The sequence below is a fragment of the Haloferax larsenii genome (assembly GCF_024730625.1).
GTDB classification, from domain to species: Archaea; Halobacteriota; Halobacteria; order Halobacteriales; family Haloferacaceae; genus Haloferax; species Haloferax larsenii.
This window is the reverse complement of record NZ_CP078063.1, coordinates 686642-709258: the sequence shown is the minus strand read 5'-3', so window position 1 is coordinate 709258 and position 22617 is coordinate 686642. Positions and strand designations below refer to the sequence as shown.

Genomic DNA, 22617 nt, shown 5'->3' with positions numbered 1-22617 from the left:
GCCGCCGGTCGATTACGCGGGAGTCGGGTCGGCGTCGACGACGCTCTGTTTCCACGTGCCGCGGGTGAACCACGCCGTGGCCGCAATCGCCCCGATAATCTGCCCGACAGCCATCCCCAGCCAGATACCGGTTTCGGCGAAGCCGAATTGGAACGACAGCAGATACACAGTGGGGATGCGGCCAAGCCAGAGCGCCAGCATCGAGAACGTGAGCGCAGTCTTCGTGTTCCCGGCCCCGCGGTACGCGCCGAGAACGACCTGCAGGACGCCGATGAAGCCGAATTCGAAGGCGCGAATGCGGACGTACTCGACGCCGAGGTCGATAGTCTGGGCGGCCGACTGAGTCCCGGTGGAGATGAAGAACGCGACCACTGGCTCGGCGAAGATGTACGCGAGGACACCGGTGACGACCATGACGCTCGCGCCGACTTTCGCCGCCAGCCAGACAGCACTCTCTGCGCGTTCGGGTTTCTGTGCGCCCAAGTTCTGGCCGACGATAGTGTTCGTCGCACGGCCGAGTCCGAGCGCGGGGAGGAACACGAGCGACGTGAGCCGGTTGCCGAGGCCGAAGGCAGCGACGACCTCAGGGGCGAAGGTGACGACCATCGCGGTGAGAGTGATGAATCCGAGGGCGGTCGCCGACTGCTCGATAGCGCTCGGGACGCCGATACTGACGATTTTCTTGATGAACTTCAGTTGCGGGCGGAAGTCCGAAAGCTGGACGTCGGGACCGGCGGAGGTGCCGAAGATGATGTAGATGCCGATGACGGTGGCGACGGCACGGGAGAGGACGGTCGCTATCGCCGCACCGGTGACGCCGTAGCCGTCGAATGCGGTCGCCGCAAAGAGCGTCGATTCGAGACTTCGGAGGCCGAACATCCCGAACAGCGGGTTCGACTCGAAGCCGAAGATGAAGATGGGGTCGATGAGGACGTTGATGACGACGCTGATGAACATCACGACCATCGGGGCGCGGGTGTTGCCGTAGCCGCGCATGAGCGCCGAGAAGACGAAAAAGCCGAAGAGGAACGGCAAGCCGAGGAAGAACACCCGCATGTAGTCGCCAGCCAGCGGAATGACCTGCCCGGCGGTGCCGGGCGAACTCGGGAGGATGCCGAGCATCGCGTCGGTGGCGAAAAAGCCGATGACACCGACGGTGATTGCGATGACGGTGATAAACGAGAGCGTCTGCCCGGCGACGGTTCCGGCGGAGCCTTCGCTCTTCGCGCCGGTGTACTGCGCGACGAGCGTGCTTCCGGCGACAGTGAATCCGCCACCGACGGAGATGAGGAGGAAGATAAGCGGGAACGCGAGGCTGATGGCGGCGACGGCGTCGGTCGAGAGGCGGCCGAGCCACACCGTGTCGGCGAGGTTGTACGCCACCTGAAGGAGTTCGGTGACGATAATCGGCCACGCGAGGGCGAACATCGGACGTTTGAGGTCACCTTCGGTGAGGGAACCTCCTTCGGGGACAGACACAGATACTCTGAAACACGGGGTGTGCGTTTCAAAGCGTCGATAGGTGGTACGGGCTGCCGGTTCGACGCGAATCCAGCGACGCGTCGGCGACTGGCGTCACACAGACGAGTGCGCAGACGCGAGTCACGACTCGGCAGGAGGCAGCGAGAAAAGCGAGTGGTGGGTTCGAGACGTTACGGCGCTTCGCCGGTTTCGATGGAGAAGTCGGCCTTCGGGTAGGCCACGCAAGTCAGGGTGTACCCGTTGTCCATCTCGTCGTCAGAGAGCGTCTCCTGTTTGAAGTGGGTGACGTACTCGTCGGCGGGACCGTCGGTAATCTTCCCGGCGCAAGAGACACACTGTCCCTGGCGACACGCGTACGGGAGGTCCATCCCGGCGTCTTCACCCTGGTCGAGCACCGTCTCGTTGCTCGCGAGTTCGATGGTCTCGCCCTGTTTGACGAACTCGACTTCGAAGTATTCGACTTCGTCTTCGGGCATGTCGGCGGGGCTCTGTTCTTCTTCGGCGGCCTCGTCGCCTTCGAGTTCGCCACCTTCCTCGCCACCAGCGACTGCGCCAGCGACTCCGCCGCCACCGATAGACCGGTTCATCGGCTCGGGGAAGTCAGTCTCTGGAACGGTCGCCGCACGGCGCTCGAGGACCTCCTGTGTGATGTCGGCGGTCGGCTCCCAACCGGTCCCCTTCGAGAAGTGCAGGGCGACGGTGAGGAGTACCAGGACCAATCCGGCCCCGACACCCACCAGACTGATGACTGCCATGAGGGCGGATATGGAGTGAGGGGTTAAGGAAATTGTGATTATGTCGGCGGCCTCCGACGGCGATTATTGCGACGCTGCGGGCGCTCTCCGGTAAATTCCCAAAATATAGTGGGCGACCTACGCGGTCGGGTGTGTGGTCTGTCTGCGACCACGCCCGCGACTGAACGCGTTATTCGTCTTTTCGGGCGACTTCGTGGCGACCGAACCCGTAGCGGAGGCGGTTCGCGAGACGGCGCGAGAAGCGGTCGTCGGCGCGGGAGCCGAACCGCTCGGCCAGCGACTGGTAGATAAGCGGGACGGGGACTTCCTGTTCGAGGGCTTCCTGAACCGTCCACGTTCCCGTCGAGCCACCGGCGATGTGGTCGTCCACGTCGCCGAGGTCGGTTCCTTCCTCGCGGAAGGCCTCTTCGCAGAGTTCGAGCAGCCACGAGCGAATGACTGCGCCGTTGTTCCACGTGCGCGAAACGGATTCGAGGTCGAGGTCGTAGCGCCCCTCGGCGAGGAGTTCGAAGCCTTCGCCGTAGGCCTGCATGAGGACGTACTCGACGCCGTTGTGGACCATCTTCACGTAGTGACCGGAGCCGGATTCGCCCATTCGGTCGTGGCCGTCGGGACCGGTCGCGACGGCGTCGAAGACGGGCGTCATCTCGTCGTAGGCCCACTGCGGGCCGCCAATCATGAGCGAGAAGCCGAGTTCGGCACCGGCGGGGCCGCCGGAGGTACCGCAATCGAGGTACGCCGCGGAGCAGGCCTCTGCGCGACGAACCGACTTCTCGAAGTGGGAGTTGCCGCCGTCGACGACCACGTCGTTCTCGTCGAGGTGAGGGTCGAGGTCGTCGAGGGTCGCGTCCACCGCGTCGCCCGCGGGGACCATGAGCCAGATTCGTTTGTCGTCGCCGAGTCGGTCTGCGAGGTCGGCGACGCTGTCGGCGGGCTCTGCACCCGCGTCGGCGGCCGCCGCGACTGCCTCTTCGGAGAGGTCGAACGCGACGACGTCGTGCCCGGCATCGAGCACTCTGTCGACGACGATGCGCCCCATCCGGCCGAGGCCGATGACGCCTAGTTGCATGCGACGGACTCCGATTCGGGGGGAGGTAGTGGTTGTGGTTTCCCGCCCGTGAGAGAACGCCGTCAGACCCGTTCGAGAATCGTCTCGGCGAATCTCTCACCGGCCGCCGAGTCGACCCTGAAGAACAACTCCGGTTCGATGAGTTCGACTTCCAGAAGTTGGAAGTCGCCGTCGCGCTCGACGCCATCGACCCGCGCGTACAGTGGTTCTTCACCCACCTCGTCGGCGACCGCGTCAACCACGTCACCGGCCTGTCTGAGCAGTCCCTCACCGGGCGTCTCGACGTGGACGCTCCCGCCGTGTTTCTCTTGGACACGGTAATCGCCGGCTTCGGGACGCTTGACCACCGCGTGGCTGTACTCGCCGCCGAAGAACACGAGCGACCACTCGCCGTCGGTGATGTCGGGAGCGAACGCTTGGACGAGCACGTCTTTTTGCGCGACGAGGTCGTCGACCCACGACTGCTCGTCGGCGGCCGCGTCGCGGGGGATGCGCTTCGTCTCGAACGCCCCGGCGCTCACGGCGGGCTTGACGATAAGTTCGTCCCACCCTCGGCGGTCGAAGACGCTCCCGAGGTCCACGTCGCCACCGGAGTCGACGTACTCGGTCGGCAGTGTCGAGACGCCTCGCGCTTCCAAATCGCGCAAGTAGAACTTGTGGCCGTTCCACCGCAGCATGTCCGGGTGGTTCCACACGTCGCAGTCGGCGTCAGAAAGGGTGTCGACCCAGTCGTCGAACGCCGCCGGCCGCCTGTAGTAGTCCCAAATCGACCGAACGACGACGGCGTCGTAGTCGCTCCACTCGACCGAGTCGTCGGACCAGACGACCGGGTCGGCTGTCACGCCCCGGTCGCGAAGCGCCGCGAGGAACGAGGCGTCGTCGTCGACGAGCGAGGGGAGGTCGGCACAGGTGGCGAGGGCGAGAGTAGTCACGACAAATGGTGACGTGTGACTAGCGATAAACGTTCCGTCAGCAACGGCAGACGCCGAGGTTTTTACCGGGCCGCGCGAGGGGCCGGTATGGACGAACGCATCCACGAGCACGCCGCGGTGCTCGTCGATTGGAGCGCGCGAATTGAGGCCGGCGACGACGTGGTCGTGTCGGTCGGCGAAGGTGCCCACGACCTCGCGGTCGCCGTCGCTGAAGCCCTCGGCGAGCGCGGCGCGAACGTCGTGACGACGTACTCCTCAGAGGAGATTCAGCGGGCGTACCTCCACGCCCACGACGGCGACTTCGAACTCCCCGAACACGAACTCGCCCTCTACGAGGCGGCCGACTCGGTGCTCTTCCTCGGCGGCACGCGAAACACGGCGGCGACGGCCGACGTGCCGACAGAGACGCGACAGGCCTACAACCGTGCCGCCAGCGAGGTGCGCGAGGCGCGCATGGACGCCGACTGGGTCTCGACGGTCCACCCAACCCGCGCGATGGCTCAGCAGGCCGGGATGTCCTACGAAGAGTACGCCGACTTCGTCTACGACGCGGTCCTCCGCGACTGGGAGAAACTCGCCGACGAGATGGCGAACATGAAGGAGATTCTCGACGACGGCTCCGAGGTCCGCATCGTCAAGGAAGACACCGACCTCACGATGTCTATCGAGGGCCGGACCGCGGTCAACTCCGCCGCCTCCGTCGCATACGATTCGCACAACCTCCCGTCGGGCGAGGTGTTCACTGCCCCCGTCGAAGACGCCGTCGAGGGCGAGGTGTTCTTCGACGTACCGATGACGCTCGAAGGCCAGCGCGTCGAGAACGTCCACCTCACGTTCGAAGGGGGCGAAGTCGTGGACTTCTCCGCGGGCGCGGGCGAAGCGGCGCTCGCCGGTATCCTCGACACCGACGAGGGCGCACGTCGCCTCGGCGAACTCGGTATCGGCATGAACCGCGGCATCGACCGCTTTACCGACAGCATCCTCTTCGACGAGAAGATGGGCGACACCATCCACCTCGCGGTGGGTCGCGCCTACGGGTCGTGTCTCCCCGAGGGCGAGGACGGAAACCAGTCTGCGGTCCACGTGGACATGATTACGGATATGAGCGAAGACTCGTTCGTCGAGGTCGACGGCGACGTCGTCCAGCGAAACGGCGTCTTCCGGTGGGAAGACGGGTTCGACGGGTAACCCACCCCACTCGCCGACACGTCACCTGTCTCGTGTTTCTCGATTAGGATAGCGTTTGTCATCGACCCACGACTTCAGTCGTGGGCTTGTCCGTGGACTCCCGGTCTGACGACGAAACATCGTAGGCGGTGTAATCGCCGTTCCCGTTCAGCGTCCCAGACTTGAGGGCGAGATGACCGTCGCCCAACCCATCGGGACGTTTGCCCGATGGTAAAGTTAGCAACTTGAGACCGATGTTCTTCGCTGCGTTGTAGTCGCCGTCAACCGAGTAGCCACACTCGTTGCACTCGAACCACCCGTCCGAGTTGCGGTTCGTGCTGGACTGATGCCCGCACTTCGAGCAGGTCTGACTCGTAAACGCGGGCGGTATCTGCTCGACGCCGATTCCGTACTCGCTGGCCTTGTACGTGAGCATCTCTTGGAATTCACGGAACGCCCAGTTGTGCAGCTGACGCGTCACTTGGTCGTTCCTGTTATCCATCCGCTCGCGGATGTGGGTCAATCGTTCGACGGCGATGTACGAACAGTCGTGGGCGTCGGCTTCCTCCACGATGCGTCGAGAAATAGTGTGCAGGCGATTCAGCACGAAGCGGTTTTCTCGCCCCGACAGTCGCCGGAGTACCTGCTTAGCGGAACGAGTGCCTTTGTGCTGAAGGCTACGGCGCACGCGGAAGTAGTGGTTCTGACCCCACAACAGTTCGCCACCATCGTAGAACGACCCCGTACTCGTCACGGCGACGTTCTTCAGGTTCAAGTCCACACCCAGTACCTTGTCACCGTCGCGTTCTTCGACCTCATTCTTGATGACGATGTGGAGGTAGAACGCATCCTCGTCCTCGCGGTAGTGGAGCGTCCCCATCCGCCTCTCGTAGTCGTCATCATCGAGGTAGGACTTCTGGTAGTCTCCGAGAACGTAGTCCACGGCGACTCGCCCGTGGATGGTGGAGAGAGTGGCCGACCTGTCTTTGATAGTCAGCGTTCGTTTGTCGTAGACGGCGGACGGCTCGTTGAATCGGGGGAGCGGTCGGCTGTTGCCCTTCTTCCAGTCTGCGACGGTAGATTTCATCGACTCGACGGCTTTCGAGTACGCCCGGACACAGAGGTTCGCGGGGAGGTCTGTCTCGTCTCGCAAGTCGTGGTACACTTCGTCGTGTATCTTCGACTTGTTGCAGATGAGGTAGCCGTCGTCGTTCCTACCGTGTTGGACGGTGTAGTTGCAGGCGTGGTTGAACTGCTCGATGGTCTGATGGAGGTCGTCCTCTCGGTCGTCGGGAACCGAGAGTTTGACCGGAACGGTTCGCTTAACCTCCATCTGTAAATTCACATACAGGGTGGTTTTTTTATAAATTCTACGACTGGCGTGGGGGAGTCAGACTGCTATTGCTCGTGGTTTGATTCGAGGGTTGTCGGATTCCTCCCACGGCTAAAGCCGTGGGCTTCCTCCTTGACTCTGTGTGAGCTACGCCGAGTAGATGCTGTTTGGTAACACACTTCCTACTAAAATCGGCTCGGTGGCTAGCTCCTCACATGTCAGTTTCTGACGAAACACGACGCCGATTTCTCCACCTCGCTGGCAGTGGCACTGTGGTGAGCCTCGCTGGCTGTCTCGGTGGCGATGGCGAGCAAGCGGAGACGACCACCACGGCGACGGAGACGACGACCGAAGCAGAAGATGAGGGAGACGAGCACGACGAGGAACTTCCGGAAGGCGTCTCCGAAGAGGAGTTCGTCAGTGGACCGGTCCCAGAGGAGTATCGGACTGCGCTCTCGCAAGCAGACGAGGGACGGAACCCCGACGAACTGTTCACAAAGGAGGCGACGCAGTTTCAGGAGGCAACCGACGCGGTCGAAGCAGGACTGGCCCAAGAGGGTCAAGACTGCGGGAACTGCGCGGAGTACATCCCGGACAAGAACGGCGACGGATTCGGTGCCTGTGCTCGCGTCGAGGGATACATCGACCCCGCCGACTGGTGCTCACTCTGGGAGTCAATCGAGGAGGCGGAAGCTGAAGCAGACGGTGGTGGCGGCGAAAGCGGAGATGGAGGAGACGACGATGCTGGGGGCGGCGCTGGTGGTAACGGGGAGTACGCCCTGTAATCACTCTTCGGCGATGCCGACGTGCGTCAGTGCCTCACCACAGTGCGGACACAACTGTTCGTGGACGCTGTGTCCGGAGCGGTAGCCACACGAGGGACACTCGTACCACGTTCGTTCGACGAGCGCGGTCGGCTCCGTCTTCGCGAGTTCCATCGGCGCTGCTTTGACGAGGTCTCGTGGACGGGCCTCGACGAGAGACCGCGGTTCGGCTTCGACGAGTTCACGCGAGCGAGCCTCGACCAACTCCCTCGACCCTTGCTTGACCAACGCTTTCGGTCTCTGTTCGACCAGTGCTTGCGTCTTCGCTTCGACCAATTCCGGTGACTCGCGGGTGCTGGTATCCTCCATCACGGTGATGGATACAGTGTGTCTAAAGTTAACTGTTGTCATACTATGGATTAGGCCTCAATACCCGAAATTCGACCGCGACGAGCCGATTCACGGGTGAGGCGACCGAGACGCGCTTTCGACGTACTTTTTATCCGCGACCGTTTTCATCCGCGCATGGCAGAATTCATGGTCGTCGTCGCCGACCCCGATTCCGGCGAGACCTACCAGGTCGACGTCGAAGGACAGGACGCAAACCGATTCCTCGGCCGTGACCTCGGCGACGAGGTCGACGGCGATGCCGTCGGCCTCGACGGCTTCACGCTCGAACTGACCGGTGGCTCCGACAAGGCTGGCCGCCCGATGCACCCCGACGTCCCCGGCGGCAACCTCAAAGAGGTCCTCGCCGAGGACGGTATCGGCTTCAACCCGTCCCGCGAGGGCGAGCGCAAGCGCATCACGGTCCGCGGTCGCGAAATCAACGAAGAGACCGTCCAGATCAACGTGAAGGTCGCCTCCGGTGACGGCGACGTCGCCGCCGCCTTCGGCGAGGGCGACGACGAAGCAGACGAAGAGTAACGCAGTTTTTCCCTTCTGTCTCACGTGCCATCGCAACTACCCTCCGACCATCCGTCGGTCCAGACGTTCCGGTCGAATCTCGCGCGGAGCGGCGGCACCCGCCGACCCTGTCTCCGCGTTCCAGACGACGCCGCGGTCGAAGACGGCGACTTCGTCAGACTCCACCTCGACGGGACCTCGTACCACGCTCGCGTCTCGTCGGACGCCTCGGGGCTCATGATTCGCGGCGCGTACGACAACAAGCGCCTCGCGCGCATGCCCGGCGATGGTGAAAATCGCCTCGTCGAGTGGTGTCGCGAGAACGACCGCGACCCCGGCGAGGCCGTCGAATTCGACGAACTCGACGCGGGCTACCAGTACGGTCTTCGCGTCCCCGGCGTACGGACCGTCTATCGCGTCGTCGAGCGCCCAAACGACTCGCTTTCGAACATCGCCGAGAAGTTCGGCCGGTCAGACGAGTAACGTTCGCGGTCGCTCGGCGAGGTCCCCACCCACGCTTCAGTCTGACGTCCGCTTCTCACCCGGTGATGGCGTGTCAGACGGTGAATCCGTGTTCTATCGCCACTCGTCTCCGTCCTGTCTCTCAAAATATGTGACAATTGCTAACATACTTTTTACCAGATAATTATTCACAACATTTATCTCCGTTCTGTCGCTCACGTGAATTTATAGTAATGCCGAATTTTGAACCAACTCGTCGTACCCTTCTCTCCAGTACCGCAGCCGCGATGACCTTCGGTCTCTCGGGGTGTATCACAGGTGACAAGCAGACTTCCAGTGGCGGTTCCGGTGCCGAGGGTGGCGAGTCTGGCGGCGACAGCACGTCGTCGAAGTCCTACGACTTCGACCCGGCGAATCCGGAGTTCCCACAGCCGATGGCGGCGCTGATTCAGTCGGGCTTCGAGACTGGTTCGCTTTCGGACCTGAAAAACATGGAGACGCGCGAGGAGCCTCGCTACGGAGAGCCCGTCAAAGAGACGCCGTCTTCCGAGAGCGAGCTTCTCGACCCCGACAAACTCGCGTTCGCGATGACGCCGACGGAGGACCCGGCGGCCTACCGGACGACCATGCAACCGCTGATGGACAACATCGCCAAGGAGACGGGCAAGGACGTCGAATACTTCCCGCTCCAGTCGTACGCCTCGCAGGTCGAAGCGATGCGCTCCGAGCGGCTCCACGTCGCCGGCTTCTCCACCGGCCCGACGCCCTTCGCGGTGAATCTCGCTGGCGCGGTTCCGTTCTCGCTGCAGGTCTCTGACGAAGGTGACTTCGGCTACCGTCTCTGGCTGGCGACGCAGGCCGACAACGACGACATCGACGCGCTCGAAGACCTGGAGGGCAAGCGCGTCGCCCATTCCGAGCCGTCGTCCAACTCCGGTAATCAGGCACCCCGCGCACTCTTCGCAAACCAGGGCGTCGTCCCCGGCGACGACTACGAAGTCGCGTACTCCGGCGGGCACGAACAGAGTGTCCTCGGCGTGGCGAACGGTGACTACGACGCCGCCCCGGTCTGCAGTACGTGTGTGACACGCGTCGCGAACTCGGGCAACCTCGACCCCTCGAAAATCAAGGTCGTCTGGGCGAGCAACCCGTTCCCGACGACGAGCTTCACGTATCGGTACAACCTCACGCCGGAGATTCAGGAGGGTATCCGCGCTGCGTTCATCGACTACGACTACTCGGACACCAAGATTGCGGAGACGTTCGAGGGCCGCGGCAAGTTCACGGAAATCGACTACGCGACTGCCTACGACATCATCCTCCAGATTCAGGAGAACAACGGCGTCGAATACGAGACGGGCAACCTCGGCGAATAACGCCACTACACGATTTTCATGTTACATGTCAAAGACGTAGAGAAGGTGTACGACTCCGGTGACCGCGCACTGAAGGGGTTGTCGATGGACGTGAGCGGTAACGAAATCGTCTCCATCATCGGACCGAGCGGGGCCGGAAAGAGTACTCTCATCCGCTGTATCAACAGGCTCACCGAGCCGACGGACGGTGAGATTTGGCTCGACGACACCGAGATAACCGGCCTGTCGGGGTCCCAACTCCGCGAGACGCGCCGCGACATGGGAATGATTCACCAGGAGTTCAACCTCGTCGAGCGCCTGACGGTGATGGAGAACGTTCTCTCGGGGCGACTCGGCTACATGAGCACCTGGGACGCCTTCCGCCGAAACTTCGACAGCGAAGACATCGCGACCGCACGTGAGGTTCTTCGGCGCGTCGGTCTCGAAGGCGTCGAGAACGACCGCGCAGACGAGCTATCCGGCGGACAGCGCCAGCGCGTCGGCATCGCCCGTGCGGTCATCCAGCGGCCCAAGATTCTCCTCGTGGACGAACCAACGAGTGCGCTCGACCCCGAGACGTCGGTCGAAGTGATGGACCTCCTCACCGAAATCGCTCGCGAGGACGACATTCCCGTCCTCATCAACATCCACGAGGTCGATTTGGCGACCGAGTACGCCGACCGAGTCGTCGGACTGAGCGACGGCGAACTCGTCTTCGAGGGCGCGGCGGACGAACTCGACGAGCGTGCACAGGATATCATCTACCGCGGCGGCCAATCGCGTGCCGAACGCGATGCGGCCAAAGCGGAGCGTGCACAGCACGCGGGGGAGTAAGCGATGGCAACGCAATCCGGTTCGGTAGACGGCAAGTGGGAGCGCCCGACTGCGTTCTACAACCGGACGACAAAGTACGTCGTCTACGTCCTCATCACGGGGTTTGTCCTCTATAGCTTCTGGAACATCCGGGTCTCTCCCGACCGATTCCTCCGGGGTCTCGGAGGCGGGGTGACGCTCGTCTCGAACATGCTCCCGCCGGCGGCGACGCCGATGCAGTTCGACCTGATGGTGCAGGGAATCGTCGAAAGTATTCTCATGTCGATTATCGCCACGACCATCGGAATCATCGTCAGCGCACCCGTGGCGTTCATGGCGGCTAACAACCTCGCACCGCGACCAATCTATCTCGTCGGGCGGAGCATCATCGCCGTCACGCGGTCGTTCCACGAACTCATCGTCGCCATCGTCATGGTGAAGGCGGTCGGGTTCGGCCCGCTCGCGGGCGTCCTGGCACTGGCGTTCAAGACGGTCGGATTCTTCGCGAAGCTTCTCTCCGAAGAGATAGAGGACATCGACACCGGTCAGATGGACGCTATCGAGGCCGTCGGAGGGAGTCGCATGCAGGTGTACCTCTACAGCGTCCTCCCGCAGATTATCCCCCGAATAATCGGTCTGTCCATCTACCGACTGGACATCAACCTCCGCCATAGTACCGTCGTCGGCATCGTCGGCGCGGGCGGAATCGGGATTACGCTCCTCAACTCCTTCCAGAAGTACGACTACCAGTACAGTTCGCTCATCATCCTCGTCATCGTCGGCATCGTCATGATAGGCGAGGCCGCGAGCGCCTACGCCCGCCGGAGGGTCCAATAGATGGCGAGCAAATCCGAGTTCAGTGGCGCCGACGGTGGTGCCGAGTGGGAGCGGTTCGACACGCGGCAGCGACTGGTCCGCTACTTCCTCACACTGGGCGTCCTCGTGATTCTCGCCGCCGCGTGGCGGTCGATGGACATCAACTACGGATACGTCGCGTCCGCGCCGAACGAGGTGATGGACCTCTTGACGCGGATGTACCCGCCGAACGTCACCTACACCAGCGAAATCGTGGGGCCGCTTCTCGAAACCATCAACATCTCGATTCTCGGGACGGCGCTCGCAATCGTGATGGCGCTTCCCGTGGCGTTCCTCAGCGCGAGCAACACGACACCCAACCGATGGACGTACCTGTTCGGCAAGTTCATCGTCTCGTTCACTCGGTCTGTCAACGTCATCATCTGGGCGCTCATCTTCGTCGTGCTGTTCGGTCCGGGCGCGCTCGCGGGCGTGCTCGCGATTGCGGTTCGCTCCGTGGGCTTCACCGCGAAACTCCTCGGCGAAGCAATCGAAGAAATCGACCGCGGCCCGGTCGAAGCAATCTCCGCAACCGGTGCCTCGACGTTCCAGATGTTCATCTACGGCATCGTCCCGCAGATTAAGCCGGCGTTCATCAGCGTCGCGACCTTCCGTTGGGACATCAACGTTCGAGCGTCGACCATCATCGGATTCGTCGGCGCGGGCGGCATCGGCGTCGCGCTCCAGACGAATATTAACTACTTCAAGTGGGACGCGGTGTTGACTATCCTCATCGCGATTCTCGGAATCGTCCTCGTGAGCGAGGGCATCTCCGCGTATCTCCGCGGCAAGGTGAGCTAAGTCACGGCGGGAGTGAACGTCGCTCCCCGTCCCATCTCGTCCGGAGACACGCCGCTTTTACCGCCTGCCTCCCCACACCGGGTATGAGCAAGTTGGACGAGTTCCTCGCAGGCGAGCGTCTCGACGACGTGGCGCTCTATCTTACCCACGAGTATCTCGACAGCCAAGGCAAGATTCCGAATATGGGCGAAGAAGTCGAAAACGGCTACGTCCTCGTCGTTCCCGGCGACAACGGCCGCCGCGCCTTCGCGGCCGGAACCGGCATGGACGCGATGGAGTTCGCCCAGACCGCCATGGGCTCTGACGGCGACATCGACGGCGACCTGAGCGGTGGCGTCTGCCCGGACACTGCCACAGACGAGAACCACGAACCGAAGTTCATCTTCTCGTTCGCCGAGGCGCAAAACGAGGAAGTTGGCGGCCTCTACGAGGAGGGCGACGTCATCCACGCCTACGCGAAGTGCGAGTGCGGAACGGCCTACTCGGACCGCTGGGTCGTCGACGACGCGTAAGGGACCGGTCTCTGCCGACTGATTCTACTCCGAAGTTTCGGCGTCAGATTCGGCGTCAGCGTCAGCTTCGGCGTCAGCGTCTGCGTCAGTGTCGGAACCGGCGTCAGCGTCGGCGTCTTCTCCTGCTTCGTCCTCACCCTCGGCAGGTGTCTCGGCGACGCGCTCGAACGCGTCGAGGATGACGCGCTTCGTCGTCGCACCCTGCGTCGTCCAGTGGTGGGCGTAGTCGAGCATGTCGTCGTAGATGTCTGGCTTACACCCGGCGGCCTTAGGGTGGCCGCCGCCGTTGACGAGCCCGGCGACCTCGTGAGCGCGTTCGAAGTCCTCAGACCCGCGGATGCTCGCGCTGCCTGCTGGCTTGACGATGACTGCGGCGTCGGCACCTTCCTCACGGAGCGCGTCCGCGACTTCGTTCTGCGAACAGCGGCCGTAGGTGATACCGACGGTCCAGTCGCCGACCGATTTGAACTCAGCCCGCGAGACGGCCGTCTCGATGAGGTTCTCCTTTTCGACCCGGCGGTGGGCGATGTACTCCTCGACGATGTCGGGGAGGTCTGCGCCGTACGCGCCGACGATGGCGACGTACTCCTCTTTGCCCGTCCAGTAGGCGTAGTCCGCGAGGTCCTGACTGCGCTCGTCTTCGTTCAGCCAGAGGTCGTGGTCGCGGGTGACCGCCGCCAGTTCGACGAACCGGTCGTCGAACTCGTAGTCGAGTTCGCGGAGGGCAACGTCGGTCGAACACTCCTCGTCGGACTCGCCGACAACGAGGTCTACACCTGCCGCACGGACCTGTTCGGCGACTTCGGGCTTCCACTGGTGGTGGTCGAACCAGCGAATCGACCCGGCGACCTCGGCGAGTGCTTCGAGTTCTTCTTCGACGTACTCGTAGCGGTCGGGACAGAGGTCACAGACGAACACGTCGATGCCCTCAGGGGCGTACTCGGCGACGCGAAGCAGGTCGTCTTCCAGCGAGTAAGGGCTCGACCCCATGAGCGCCACCGGCGACTGGGGTCGGTCGTCTTCTTCTTCGTCGTCTGCCTCGTCGGCTTCGTCGACCTCGCCGCGCGCTTCTGCGAGGCGGTCTTCGATGCGTTCCTCGAAGTCAGTCACGTCGAGCGCGGCGTCGTAGACTTCGCGGAGGAGTGCGACACAGCCGAGCCCGTCGGCGTCGGTGTCGGTGACGACCGCCACCTCGGCGTCTTCGAGTTTTTCTTTCGCACGCTCTTCGGCCCGCTCTTCGTCGAGGTCGTCGGGGTAGAAGAATCCGGTTCCCGGGAGCACTGACTTCCGGGGGAGTGAGAGTCGAGAACTGTCGATAAGCTCTTCTTCCATATCTGCGCCTCGCCCCCGACGGGGAAAACTCCTGCCGATTCCCGCGGTTCCCGTCAGGCCGCCTCGTCCGCATCGACCGCGTCGTCGTCGCCGTCGAGCAGTGGGTCGGCCTTGTCGGTCTCCAGTTGGCGCACCGTGAGAACGGGAACCGGACAGCTTCGGACGACGCGCTCGGCGACGCTGCCGATGAGGAACCGGTTTTCACCGTGTCGCCCGCGCGTCCCCATCGCGACAGCGTCGGCATCGACCTCGCGGGCGTAGTTCGAAATCTCCGCGGCGGGTCGGCCTTCGCGGACTGCGACCGTCACGTCTCGCTCCGTCTCTGCTTTCACCTCGGCGAGTGCCTCTTCTCCCCGCTCGGTCAACGCATCGCGCATCTCGTCTCGGAGGCGCTCCGGTGCCGTCTCCACGTCGCCCGCGTCGATGACGTACAGCGCGTGGACCGACGCGTCGAACCGCTCTGCGAGGTCGAGCGCGACTCGGACCGCCCGCCGGACGCTCGCCGAGCCATCCGTCGCGATGACCATCGTGTCGAACATGCTCACGGGTTCTTCGTGGGACGGCATAAAACCAGTCCGGGACTGTGTGGGTCTTCGTGAGGTGTCGGTCTCCGGCACGGTGAGGTGGTTTTTTGTCATCCCCCGACGGACGTGCTCACATGCCATCGCGCCCGCTCTCTATCGACCTCGTCCTCGTTCCGGTCGACCAAAGCGAGGAGGCGACGCGCGCGGCCGAGTACGCCGTCGCAATCGCGGCCGAGTACGACGCCGCGGTCCACGCAGTCCACGTCCTCGGCGAAGACGTCGTCCGCGCTATCGAGCGAGGGGCCGTCGACGAGGACGCCGTTTTCGAAGAGAGCAGAGCCGTCACCGACACCGTGTCGGGAATCGCGGACGACGCCGACGTTTCCGTCTCGACGTCGGTCGCCTACGGGTTCTCGACGACGAGCAAGCTCCTACACCCCGGGAGCGTCGTCCTCGACACTGCGGAAGAACTCGATTCAGACTTCATCGTCGTCCCCCGCGAACCCGTCTCGGGAGACCCCGGCGAGGTGTTGGCGAAGGCCGCCGAATACGTCCTCTTGTACGCCAGCCAGCCTGTGCTTTCGGTCTGAAGGTCGCCGGTCGCCAGCCTATTCGTCGGAGGGGTTGAGCCGAATCGTCATCTCCAACTCGAAGCTCTCGGCGTCGCTCGTCTCGAAGCCGACCGTCTTGTACAGTCCCACCGCCGCGCGGTTCCATCGCTCGACCGTGAGCCACACCTTTTCGACGCCGGACTCCCGGCCGTAGCCGAGCAGCGCCTTGATGAGTCGCGTGCCGATTCCGGCCCGCTGGTACTCTTGATGGACGAAGATTGCGAGTTCGTACGCGTCTCCGTCGGGGACGAGCGTCGCGTGCCCTGCGACTTCGTCGCCGTGCCACGCGATGGCGTTCAGACACTCGTCGTCGAGGATGTTGTCGAGCCAGTCGCGGATGCGGTCTTCCCGGCCGGGCGGGATGCCCTGCGCCCGGTCTGACGGGTCGAACGAGTCGTACATCTCAACGAGCGCTTCGAACTCCGCCTCGTCGCCCTCGTACGGCCGAACCTCGATCGTTCGCTCCTCGCGGTCCGTGAACGAAAGCGGCGGTGCCTCGTAGGGGTCTGCCACAGCGTCTGAGTAGGTTCGCGTGTTCATCGTACCAGCGTAACGGTTACGTGGGAGTTGAGGAGGACGAACTCCGCGATGCTCCCGACCTGTATCTTCCCCATCGGACTCGTCTGGCCGCCGCCGAGAACGAGTTGGTCGAAGCCTTCGTTTTCGGCCTTGTCGACCAGTGCGCTTCCGGGGTCGCCTTCGAGATGCTGAATCGGCGCGTCGAGATTGAACTCGTCGAGGACTGTCGTGACTTTCTGTTCGATGTCCTCGCGCGAGTGCTCGACAGACGGGTTCTCGACGATGGCGACCGTCAGGTCGTCGCCGGTGTCGGCCGCCCGTTCCGCCGTCTTCTCCAGCGCTCGGATGGAATCGTCGCTGCCACCGATACCGAGCAGTACTTTCATGCCTCCTACACTCGCGGCGGTGTTTGAAAACCCTTCCCCGCCGACGGGTCCATCGGCGTCACGAGCGACCGTCGCGGAACGCTTTTCGGCCATGCCGCGGTAGCCCGCGGTATGACAGACGACGTCGCCGATGCTGACGGCGTGGACGCCGACGCCGATGCCGACGCTGACTCCGACGAGTCACACGACGGGGAGACAGCGGCCGGACGGCAGACTAACGGCGAGATGGACGCCCCGGCAGAGACAAATTCGGGCGCAGACACGGTGGCGGGTTCGAACGCCGACATGGTTGATGAGGCCGACTCTGATGCAGAGACTGATTCCGGCTCCGACTCCGACTCTGAACCAGACATCCCGAAGGACGTACAGAAGTACGCCCGATTCAAGAAAGTCGACGGCGCGCAGTACGACCGCGTCAACGACTTCCTCCGCGAGCGGACCTACGTGACCGCCCGCGAGTGGGCTATCGCGCGCCTCTGTGCCGACTTCCGAACCGAGACGGGCGTCGAGATGACGAAAATCGGCGAGAACCTCCCCGAACTCGTCCCCTTCATGACCGACACCTACACCCCGCAGGCGGTCAACCAGGCCCGGTCGGCGTTCCGCGACAAGGTTCGAAAATCGGGTGCGACGTTCCTCTACGGCGCGATGTCCGGCTTCTTCACCGCCGAGGAACTCGACGAGATGATGTACGAAGTCACCGAAATCGCGAAGTTCCTCTTGGAAGTCGAGGGCGTGGACCTCTCGGTCGAAGAAGAACTCGAAGCCGAAGAGCGGATTTCGAGCGTGATGCGCGAAGTGCGCGAAGCGAGCACGGAACTGCGAAAAGACGAACTCTCCGACGACTAAGGAAAGAGCGGGTCTGGGTCGGACTGGACGAGTTCGACGCGCCGGTCTGCTTCGACGGGTCGGACGTAGAGGCGTAACTCTCCCTGTTCGCGCGCCTTCTTCGCCATCACGTCCACCGCGTCCACGGCGTAGTAGAGCGGTACGACCACGGCTTTCCCCGCTTCTGCGGCCTGAATCACGGAGACGGCGAACACCGTCCCGTTCTCGCGGGCGCGGTACACGTCGTACCTGTCGAACGCGGTGTCTTCGACCCACTCAGAGAGCGTCTCGAACTCGCTGCCCGGTACGAGGACGTCGAACCCGACGCGGTCCGTCGCGTCCGGCAGGTTCGCCGGTGGGAGCACGGTTACGTCACCGGGATGGAGGACGAGTGTCTCCCAGCCTTCAGACTCGTACTCCTCGGCGGTCGCTTCCGCGTCTTCGACCACCGTCTCCCAGAACGACAACACTCCTTCGAGTGCGTGTGGGTCTCCCGCGTTCGGCCCGCGCGTCCGCGGCGGCGTCTGCTCGTCGGTCATGCGTGTCGTTGTCTCGGTGGGTCCGACGGGAAAAGGATTCGCTTGTCCAATCGGACGCCGACGGAAAGCCTATACACCAGTCTGCAGATGACGTGACACATGCGACGGCCCCTCCGCGTCGCTCTCGGTTCGCTCCAACTCCCCATCGCTGGCATCGGTGCCGCCCTCGTCGCGTTCTCGCTGTGGAACGTCTACACGCTCCCGCCGCCGCCCCCCGAGAGCGACGGCTTCGTGCAAGGACTCGCGGGGTTCTTCTTCCTCGTCATCGCTCTGTCGGGGTTCGTCCTCGCCGCAGTGGGGTTGCTCGTCCCGCCCGGTCCGGGATACGGAATCAACTTCGCTCGGGGACAGCGATTGCTGTTCGCCTACGCGCTGGTCGCTCCCGTCGCGGGCGGCATCGCGTTTCTCACCCCCGTCGTCGTCGGATTCGGCGCAGGCGGTGTCATCGAGTGGGCGTTCACCCTGTCGTTTCTCGTCATCGCGAGCGCGCCGCTGGCGATACTCCTCGGTCTCGGGTGGAAAACCGCCGCTGTCGCGGTGACGCGATACCGGGCGTGATGGGGCTGCTTCGTCGGCCTACACTCGGACGTTCTCGCCCGCGACGTCGCCGAATTCCTCGCCGTCCCAGACCGTCTCGCCACGGACCATCGTCCACTCGGGGAAGACGCCGGTGAAGCCCTCGAAGGGCGTCCACCCGCACTTCGAGTGGAGGTCGTCGCCGCGAATCTCCCTGGCGGCGTCGAGGTCGTAGAGCGCGAGGTCGGCGTCTGCGCCTTCCTCGATGCGGCCCTTCTGCGGCAGGTCGAAGATGTCGGCCGGGTTGGCCGCGACGACGTCCCGAACGCGCTCCAGCGACAGGTCGCCCTCGACGGCGGCCCCCAAGAGGAGCGGCACCATCGTCTCGACGCCGGGGACGCCACTCGGCGCGTCGAGAAGCGACTGGTCTTTCTCGTCGGTCGTGTGGGGTGCGTGGTCGGTTGCAACCACGTCGATGTGGCCGTCGGCGAGACGCTCGAACATGGCTTCGCGGCGTTCCTCGGAGCGAAGTGGCGGGTTCATCCGGCCGTAGGTGCCCAGTTCGTCGCAGTCGTCGCGCGAGAGGAACAGGTGGTGCGGCGTCACTTCGCAGGTCGCGCCACCCTCGCGGGCGGCGTCGACGCCTTCGGGCGTGCTCGTGTGGGCGATGTGAATCTGCGCGCCCGATTCGCTGCCGACGCGGACGGCGCGTTCGACGGCGGCGGCCTCTGCCTCGGCGCGGCGGTAGGCGCTCCACGCGTCGGAGTCGGCGTCTCGCCCCGCGCCGCCGAGGTCGCCCTCGATAGCCGATTCGTCGAACAGGGTCGCGTCTTCGGCGTGGACGGTCACCGGGACGCCGGCCTCGGCAGCGCGCTCGGCGGCCGAGGCGAACAGGTCAGCGTCGATGCCCATGTCGCCGGTCGAGTCGGCGAGGAACACTTCACCGAGCGCGAAAAGCGGGCGGTCGAAGAGACTGTCGGGGTCCCAGTCGGGGGTGACGCCGCCGTTGATGCCGTAGTCGATGCACGCGCCCGCTGCGCGGTCGGCCTTCGCGTCGAAGCCCTCGCCGGTCGTCGTCGTCGGGTCGGTGTTTGGCTGGTCGGCGATGGTCGTCACGCCGCCCGCGGCGGCGCTTCGGGAGCCGGTCTCCCACGTCTCTTTGTGTTCGAAGCCGGGTTCGCGGAAGTGGACGTGAACGTCGATAGCGCCCGGAAGCAAAAGGTTCTCGTCGGCGTCGATGGTCGATTCGCCATCGACGGGGTCGAGGTCGCCCACGGCGACGATTTCGCCGTCTTCGACGCGCACGTCGACCACGCGCCCGTCGGCCAGAGTCGCGTTCGAGATTCGCATAGGTGGGGCTGCCACGTGCGACGCCCTAAGTCCGGCGGTTCGGGCGACGATGCGGGTGGATATCTCCCCTTAGGCTCGGTCGCCAGCGCCCTCGACGTCGAGGTCTTCGGCCGCCTCGATTTCTCGCTCGGCGTCGCCGACGAACGCGTCTTCGAGCGCCCGACACACCGCGTCTGGGTCTGCGGGGCCGCCAGCGTCGTCTACGCTACCGACCGACTCGGGGTCGAAGGGGATGTCGAGGGCGTCGTAGATGGGGTCGAGCACGGCGGCGATTTCGTCGCGGTCGGTGACGACGACGACGCCGGAGACGAGGGCGGCCGACTTGCGGACGCGCTGCGCGATGCCGCTGAGTTTGCCGCCAGCCTGCACCGAGTGCTCGCCCGGACAGTACGACTCGGGTGGTTCGCCGCGCCGGGCGTGGACGCCGAGCGACCGAAGCGCCCGGACGACAGCGGTCGTCGCCGCCTCGTATCGGTCGTCGAGACCGGTGCGGGCGTCGTCGAGGGGAACTGCGTAGGCAAAGGCGACTGTCGTCCCGGTGTAGGCGACGGCGCGCCCCCCGACCGACCGCTCGATGGCGGGGAACCCGTGCGACTCGGCGGCCGCGACTGCGTCGTCGTAGCGGTCGGCGCGGGCGTCGCGGCGGCCGAACGCAATCTGTCGGTGGGGCGTCCACGCGCGGAAGGCCGGCTCGCCGGTCGCTCCCGTCTGGTCGAGCATGGCGGCGGTAACCGCCCGGTCGGTGTCGGGGGTCTTCCCCCGGCCGCGGATGACGCGCATAGCTGTTCGAAACACCCCGACGTACCTAAGGACACCCGTCCCGTTCCGACGACCATGCTGCGCCTGCCGCGGTCGATGCTCACCCGCTACGAGCGCTTTTCGCTGTACAACTCGCCGTATCCAGCCCACGACAGCGGCTGTGCAATCGACCTCTACGGCCCGGAAGCGGGGTCGGGCACCCCGTCACCAGTCGCAGGCGTCGTCCGCGAGACGCGAACCGTTCGCGCCCCCGACAAACCGTACGCGCACGACGAGGAGTACCTCATCCTCGTCGACGTCGACGCCGAAGCCACGGGGCTCGGATGGGCTGGCTCGCCCGACGCCGACCCGCGAGAGGACCTCGTCGCGCGCATCCTCCACGTGGCTCCCGAGGTCCGGGCGGGCGACGAACTCGCCGTCGGCGACTCACTCGGCCGACTCGTTCGCTCCGGCTTCTTCGCCCCGTGGGTTTCGAACCACATCCACCTCGGCTTTCGCACGGGTGACGCGAATCCGCATCGCGCACAGGGGTCGCTTCCGGTCGTCGCCGACGTGGACGTGTCGGCTCTTCCATGGGACGGCCGCGGAACCGTCGTCGAGGTCGGCGAGACGTTCGTGAGACTGGACGCACCTACTCGAAATGGCGAACACGGCGCGGGCGAATTCGTCGGTCTCGCCAGCGACGAGGGCGTGGTCCTCGACGGCGGTGTCGCCCACTACGGTCTGGGCGGGACGCTCTCGCCAGTCGCTGACGAGACGCCACTGTCGCTTCTCGGGACTGAGGTCGGTCGGACAGACGGACGAGACGTTCCGTGGGGGTCGTTCGACGTGTTCGCCAACGGCGACCGCGTCACGGGACTGTCGCTTTTCGCCTCACAAGTCGAGTTCGACGCGAAGGTGGTCTGTTCCGACCACGAGTTCGAACTCGGTGACGACGTGACCGTGACGATTCGGCCGAGTGAGAACCCGATTCGGCTCGACTGAGCATTTGATTCGCCCCGACTGAGAATCCGGTCGACTCGACCGAGAATCTAATCGACTCGTCTGACAAACGTGCTGGCAGTTTCTTACCGGTAATGATATGGTATGTTAGTCGCTAAAGGCCGATATCGATGTGGTGGGCAGAGACACCTCCAGAGACGGCTGAACTCGAACTGGGGTCCGGTCCGTAATGGGTGCGGACGCAGGAACAGGGTACGAAGTGGAACTTGGGTTCTCACTCGACGGAGTGCACCTCGGGTCGATACTCGCCGAGACCGACGACCTCCAGATTCAGTTCGTCGGTGGGATTCCGACGTCGAGTGAGCCAGTTCCCTACTTCGTCGCGCTCGGAAGCGACGCTCCACTCGTCGACGAGTGTCTGGATACACACCCCGGTGTCGAGCGGTTCGAGCTAATCGCCGCAGACTCGAACGAGCGTCTCTATCGCTGCTGGTGGCGGTCCGAAGAAGAAAACGTCATCTCGACTATTCGGGACTTCGACGGCATCGTCCGTCGCATGGAAGGGACCAAAGACGGCTGGACGCTGTCGATTTTCTTCCCGACCAACGAGCGAACCGCTGAATTCCACGACGCGTGTCGCGCTCGCGGCCTCGACATCGACGTCAAGCGAGTCGAACCGAGTCACGTCGACAGACGCCGCTTGCACCGGCGGACGCTCTCGAACAAGCAACTCGACGCGCTCCAACTGGCGTTCGAACGGGGATATTTCGAGACGCCGAAGGAGGCGTCACTCTCGGAAATCGCTGCCGAACTCGGAATCTCTGAACAGGCACTCTCGCAACGACTGCGTCGCGCGACGCGACACGTCGTCGAATCACTTCTCGCGAGCGAGCCGACTAGCCAGGTTGGGTCTGACTGAGACGCTCACGTAGGAACATCGAGTGAGTATCTGGAAGGAGAGATCGGCCGCACGCGGGTGCGGCCGCCGTGCCGAGGACAGCCAATGTCGCTCGTGTGGTGGTGGTGGGTTGTGGGGAGAGCGAGCGACGTGCCCGTTGGGTGCCTCCGACATGGTAACAATGGGGTATCAATCATTTACCTTTGC

27 protein-coding genes are annotated in these 22617 nt (G+C 64.0%); 14 read left to right on the top strand and 13 right to left on the bottom strand.

All coding sequences use genetic code 11. The features are described 5' to 3' along the window. Positions 1-12 precede the first annotated feature (12 nt). The 4 genes from KU306_RS03735 to KU306_RS03720 form a co-directional block, all read right to left on the bottom strand. Positions 13-1479 carry an MATE family efflux transporter gene (locus KU306_RS03735; RefSeq protein WP_309138740.1) on the bottom strand — a complete coding sequence of 489 codons (1467 nt, stop codon included), beginning with the start codon at positions 1477-1479 and terminating at the stop codon, positions 13-15. 173 nt (positions 1480-1652) lie between these two features. Beyond that, positions 1653-2237, bottom strand: a complete 585-nt coding sequence (locus tag KU306_RS03730; RefSeq protein ID WP_007540870.1) for a 2Fe-2S iron-sulfur cluster-binding protein — start codon at positions 2235-2237, stop codon at positions 1653-1655. 169 nt (positions 2238-2406) lie between these two features. Then, positions 2407-3306: a phosphogluconate dehydrogenase (NAD(+)-dependent, decarboxylating) gene (gene gnd, locus KU306_RS03725; RefSeq protein WP_007540872.1), complete on the bottom strand. Its 900-nt coding sequence runs from the start codon at positions 3304-3306 to the stop codon at positions 2407-2409. Positions 3307-3368: 62 nt separating this feature from the next. Continuing rightward, the gene (locus tag KU306_RS03720) at positions 3369-4238 is read right to left on the bottom strand and encodes an ATP-grasp domain-containing protein (RefSeq protein ID WP_258302913.1); all 870 of its coding nucleotides are present in this window, start codon (positions 4236-4238) and stop codon (positions 3369-3371) included. Positions 4239-4325: 87 nt separating this feature from the next. On the opposite strand from KU306_RS03720, the gene KU306_RS03715 reads away from it, so the two are divergent. Next, the gene (locus KU306_RS03715) at positions 4326-5426 is read left to right on the top strand and encodes an aminopeptidase (RefSeq protein ID WP_258302912.1); all 1101 of its coding nucleotides are present in this window, start codon (positions 4326-4328) and stop codon (positions 5424-5426) included. A 58-nt stretch (positions 5427-5484) separates the two neighbouring features. Here KU306_RS03715 and KU306_RS03710 read toward each other — a convergent pair whose 3' ends face one another. After that, on the bottom strand, positions 5485-6738 hold the full coding sequence (locus KU306_RS03710; RefSeq protein WP_258302911.1) for an RNA-guided endonuclease InsQ/TnpB family protein: 1254 nt from the start codon (positions 6736-6738) through the stop codon (positions 5485-5487). A 215-nt stretch (positions 6739-6953) separates the two neighbouring features. On the opposite strand from KU306_RS03710, the gene KU306_RS03705 reads away from it, so the two are divergent. Continuing rightward, positions 6954-7523, top strand: coding sequence for a high-potential iron-sulfur protein (locus KU306_RS03705; RefSeq protein ID WP_007540878.1), 570 nt, complete (start codon positions 6954-6956; stop codon positions 7521-7523). Here the strand turns inward: KU306_RS03705 and KU306_RS03700 are convergent, their stop codons facing one another. Then, complete coding sequence (locus tag KU306_RS03700) at positions 7524-7871, bottom strand: rubrerythrin-like domain-containing protein (RefSeq protein ID WP_007540880.1); 348 nt, start codon at positions 7869-7871, stop codon at positions 7524-7526. It abuts the gene before it with no gap. Positions 7872-8027: 156 nt separating this feature from the next. Here KU306_RS03700 and KU306_RS03695 point away from each other — a divergent pair, with 156 nt between their 5' ends. From KU306_RS03695 to KU306_RS03665, 7 genes are all read left to right on the top strand, one after another. Continuing rightward, positions 8028-8429 carry a 30S ribosomal protein S6e gene (locus tag KU306_RS03695; RefSeq protein ID WP_007540883.1) on the top strand — a complete coding sequence of 134 codons (402 nt, stop codon included), beginning with the start codon at positions 8028-8030 and terminating at the stop codon, positions 8427-8429. 24 nt (positions 8430-8453) lie between these two features. After that, positions 8454-8891, top strand: a complete 438-nt coding sequence (locus tag KU306_RS03690; protein ID WP_258302910.1) for a DUF7112 family protein — start codon at positions 8454-8456, stop codon at positions 8889-8891. A gap of 266 nt (positions 8892-9157) precedes the next feature. Further along, positions 9158-10246, top strand: a complete 1089-nt coding sequence (gene phnD / locus KU306_RS03685; RefSeq protein WP_007540887.1) for a phosphate/phosphite/phosphonate ABC transporter substrate-binding protein — start codon at positions 9158-9160, stop codon at positions 10244-10246. A gap of 18 nt (positions 10247-10264) precedes the next feature. Then, the gene (phnC, locus tag KU306_RS03680) at positions 10265-11059 is read left to right on the top strand and encodes a phosphonate ABC transporter ATP-binding protein (RefSeq protein ID WP_007540888.1); all 795 of its coding nucleotides are present in this window, start codon (positions 10265-10267) and stop codon (positions 11057-11059) included. A gap of 3 nt (positions 11060-11062) precedes the next feature. After that, the gene (gene phnE / locus KU306_RS03675; RefSeq protein ID WP_258302909.1) at positions 11063-11875 is read left to right on the top strand and encodes a phosphonate ABC transporter, permease protein PhnE; all 813 of its coding nucleotides are present in this window, start codon (positions 11063-11065) and stop codon (positions 11873-11875) included. Next, positions 11876-12694 carry a phosphonate ABC transporter, permease protein PhnE gene (gene phnE / locus KU306_RS03670; RefSeq protein ID WP_007540892.1) on the top strand — a complete coding sequence of 273 codons (819 nt, stop codon included), beginning with the start codon at positions 11876-11878 and terminating at the stop codon, positions 12692-12694. An 83-nt stretch (positions 12695-12777) separates the two neighbouring features. Next, on the top strand, positions 12778-13206 hold the full coding sequence (locus KU306_RS03665) for a DUF5807 family protein (protein ID WP_258302908.1): 429 nt from the start codon (positions 12778-12780) through the stop codon (positions 13204-13206). Positions 13207-13230: 24 nt separating this feature from the next. Here KU306_RS03665 and KU306_RS03660 read toward each other — a convergent pair whose 3' ends face one another. Then, on the bottom strand, positions 13231-14538 hold the full coding sequence (locus tag KU306_RS03660) for a DHH family phosphoesterase (RefSeq protein ID WP_258302907.1): 1308 nt from the start codon (positions 14536-14538) through the stop codon (positions 13231-13233). A gap of 53 nt (positions 14539-14591) precedes the next feature. After that, a complete protein-coding gene (locus tag KU306_RS03655) occupies positions 14592-15077 on the bottom strand; it encodes a universal stress protein (RefSeq protein ID WP_241429824.1) in 486 nt (161 codons plus the stop codon). Between the two features lie 119 nt (positions 15078-15196). On the opposite strand from KU306_RS03655, the gene KU306_RS03650 reads away from it, so the two are divergent. Continuing rightward, positions 15197-15652 (top strand): universal stress protein, encoded by a 456-nt coding sequence (locus KU306_RS03650; RefSeq protein ID WP_007540900.1) that lies wholly within the window; start codon positions 15197-15199, stop codon positions 15650-15652. 18 nt (positions 15653-15670) lie between these two features. Here the strand turns inward: KU306_RS03650 and KU306_RS03645 are convergent, their stop codons facing one another. Continuing rightward, on the bottom strand, positions 15671-16213 hold the full coding sequence (locus KU306_RS03645; protein ID WP_007540902.1) for a GNAT family N-acetyltransferase: 543 nt from the start codon (positions 16211-16213) through the stop codon (positions 15671-15673). Beyond that, positions 16210-16578, bottom strand: a complete 369-nt coding sequence (locus tag KU306_RS03640) for a universal stress protein (protein ID WP_007540905.1) — start codon at positions 16576-16578, stop codon at positions 16210-16212. Before KU306_RS03640 ends, KU306_RS03645 begins: the two co-directional genes overlap by 4 nt. 111 nt (positions 16579-16689) lie before the next feature. Between KU306_RS03640 and KU306_RS03635 the strand changes: the two genes are divergently transcribed. After that, a complete protein-coding gene (locus KU306_RS03635) occupies positions 16690-17427 on the top strand; it encodes a DUF5806 family protein (RefSeq protein ID WP_258302906.1) in 738 nt (245 codons plus the stop codon). Here KU306_RS03635 and KU306_RS03630 read toward each other — a convergent pair. Beyond that, positions 17424-17945: a DUF7529 family protein gene (locus KU306_RS03630; protein WP_007540909.1), complete on the bottom strand. Its 522-nt coding sequence runs from the start codon at positions 17943-17945 to the stop codon at positions 17424-17426. The two genes, KU306_RS03635 and KU306_RS03630, sit on opposite strands and share 4 nt — an antisense overlap. A 99-nt stretch (positions 17946-18044) precedes the next feature. Between KU306_RS03630 and KU306_RS03625 the strand changes: the two genes are divergently transcribed. Next, positions 18045-18503: a hypothetical protein gene (locus KU306_RS03625; RefSeq protein WP_007540911.1), complete on the top strand. Its 459-nt coding sequence runs from the start codon at positions 18045-18047 to the stop codon at positions 18501-18503. Between the two features lie 18 nt (positions 18504-18521). Here the strand turns inward: KU306_RS03625 and KU306_RS03620 are convergent, their stop codons facing one another. Together KU306_RS03620 and KU306_RS03615 are read right to left on the bottom strand one after the other, a co-directional pair. Then, entirely contained in the window at positions 18522-19811 is a 1290-nt protein-coding gene (locus tag KU306_RS03620; protein WP_258302905.1) for a dihydroorotase, read from the bottom strand. A gap of 69 nt (positions 19812-19880) precedes the next feature. Next, on the bottom strand, positions 19881-20591 hold the full coding sequence (locus KU306_RS03615; RefSeq protein ID WP_258302904.1) for a lipoate--protein ligase family protein: 711 nt from the start codon (positions 20589-20591) through the stop codon (positions 19881-19883). A 54-nt stretch (positions 20592-20645) separates the two neighbouring features. Here KU306_RS03615 and KU306_RS03610 point away from each other — a divergent pair, with 54 nt between their 5' ends. Further along, positions 20646-21554: a DUF8155 domain-containing protein gene (locus KU306_RS03610; RefSeq protein ID WP_258302903.1), complete on the top strand. Its 909-nt coding sequence runs from the start codon at positions 20646-20648 to the stop codon at positions 21552-21554. A 187-nt stretch (positions 21555-21741) separates the two neighbouring features. Then, the gene (locus KU306_RS03605) at positions 21742-22431 is read left to right on the top strand and encodes a helix-turn-helix domain-containing protein (protein ID WP_007540919.1); all 690 of its coding nucleotides are present in this window, start codon (positions 21742-21744) and stop codon (positions 22429-22431) included. The last annotated feature ends 186 nt before the right edge of the window (positions 22432-22617 follow it).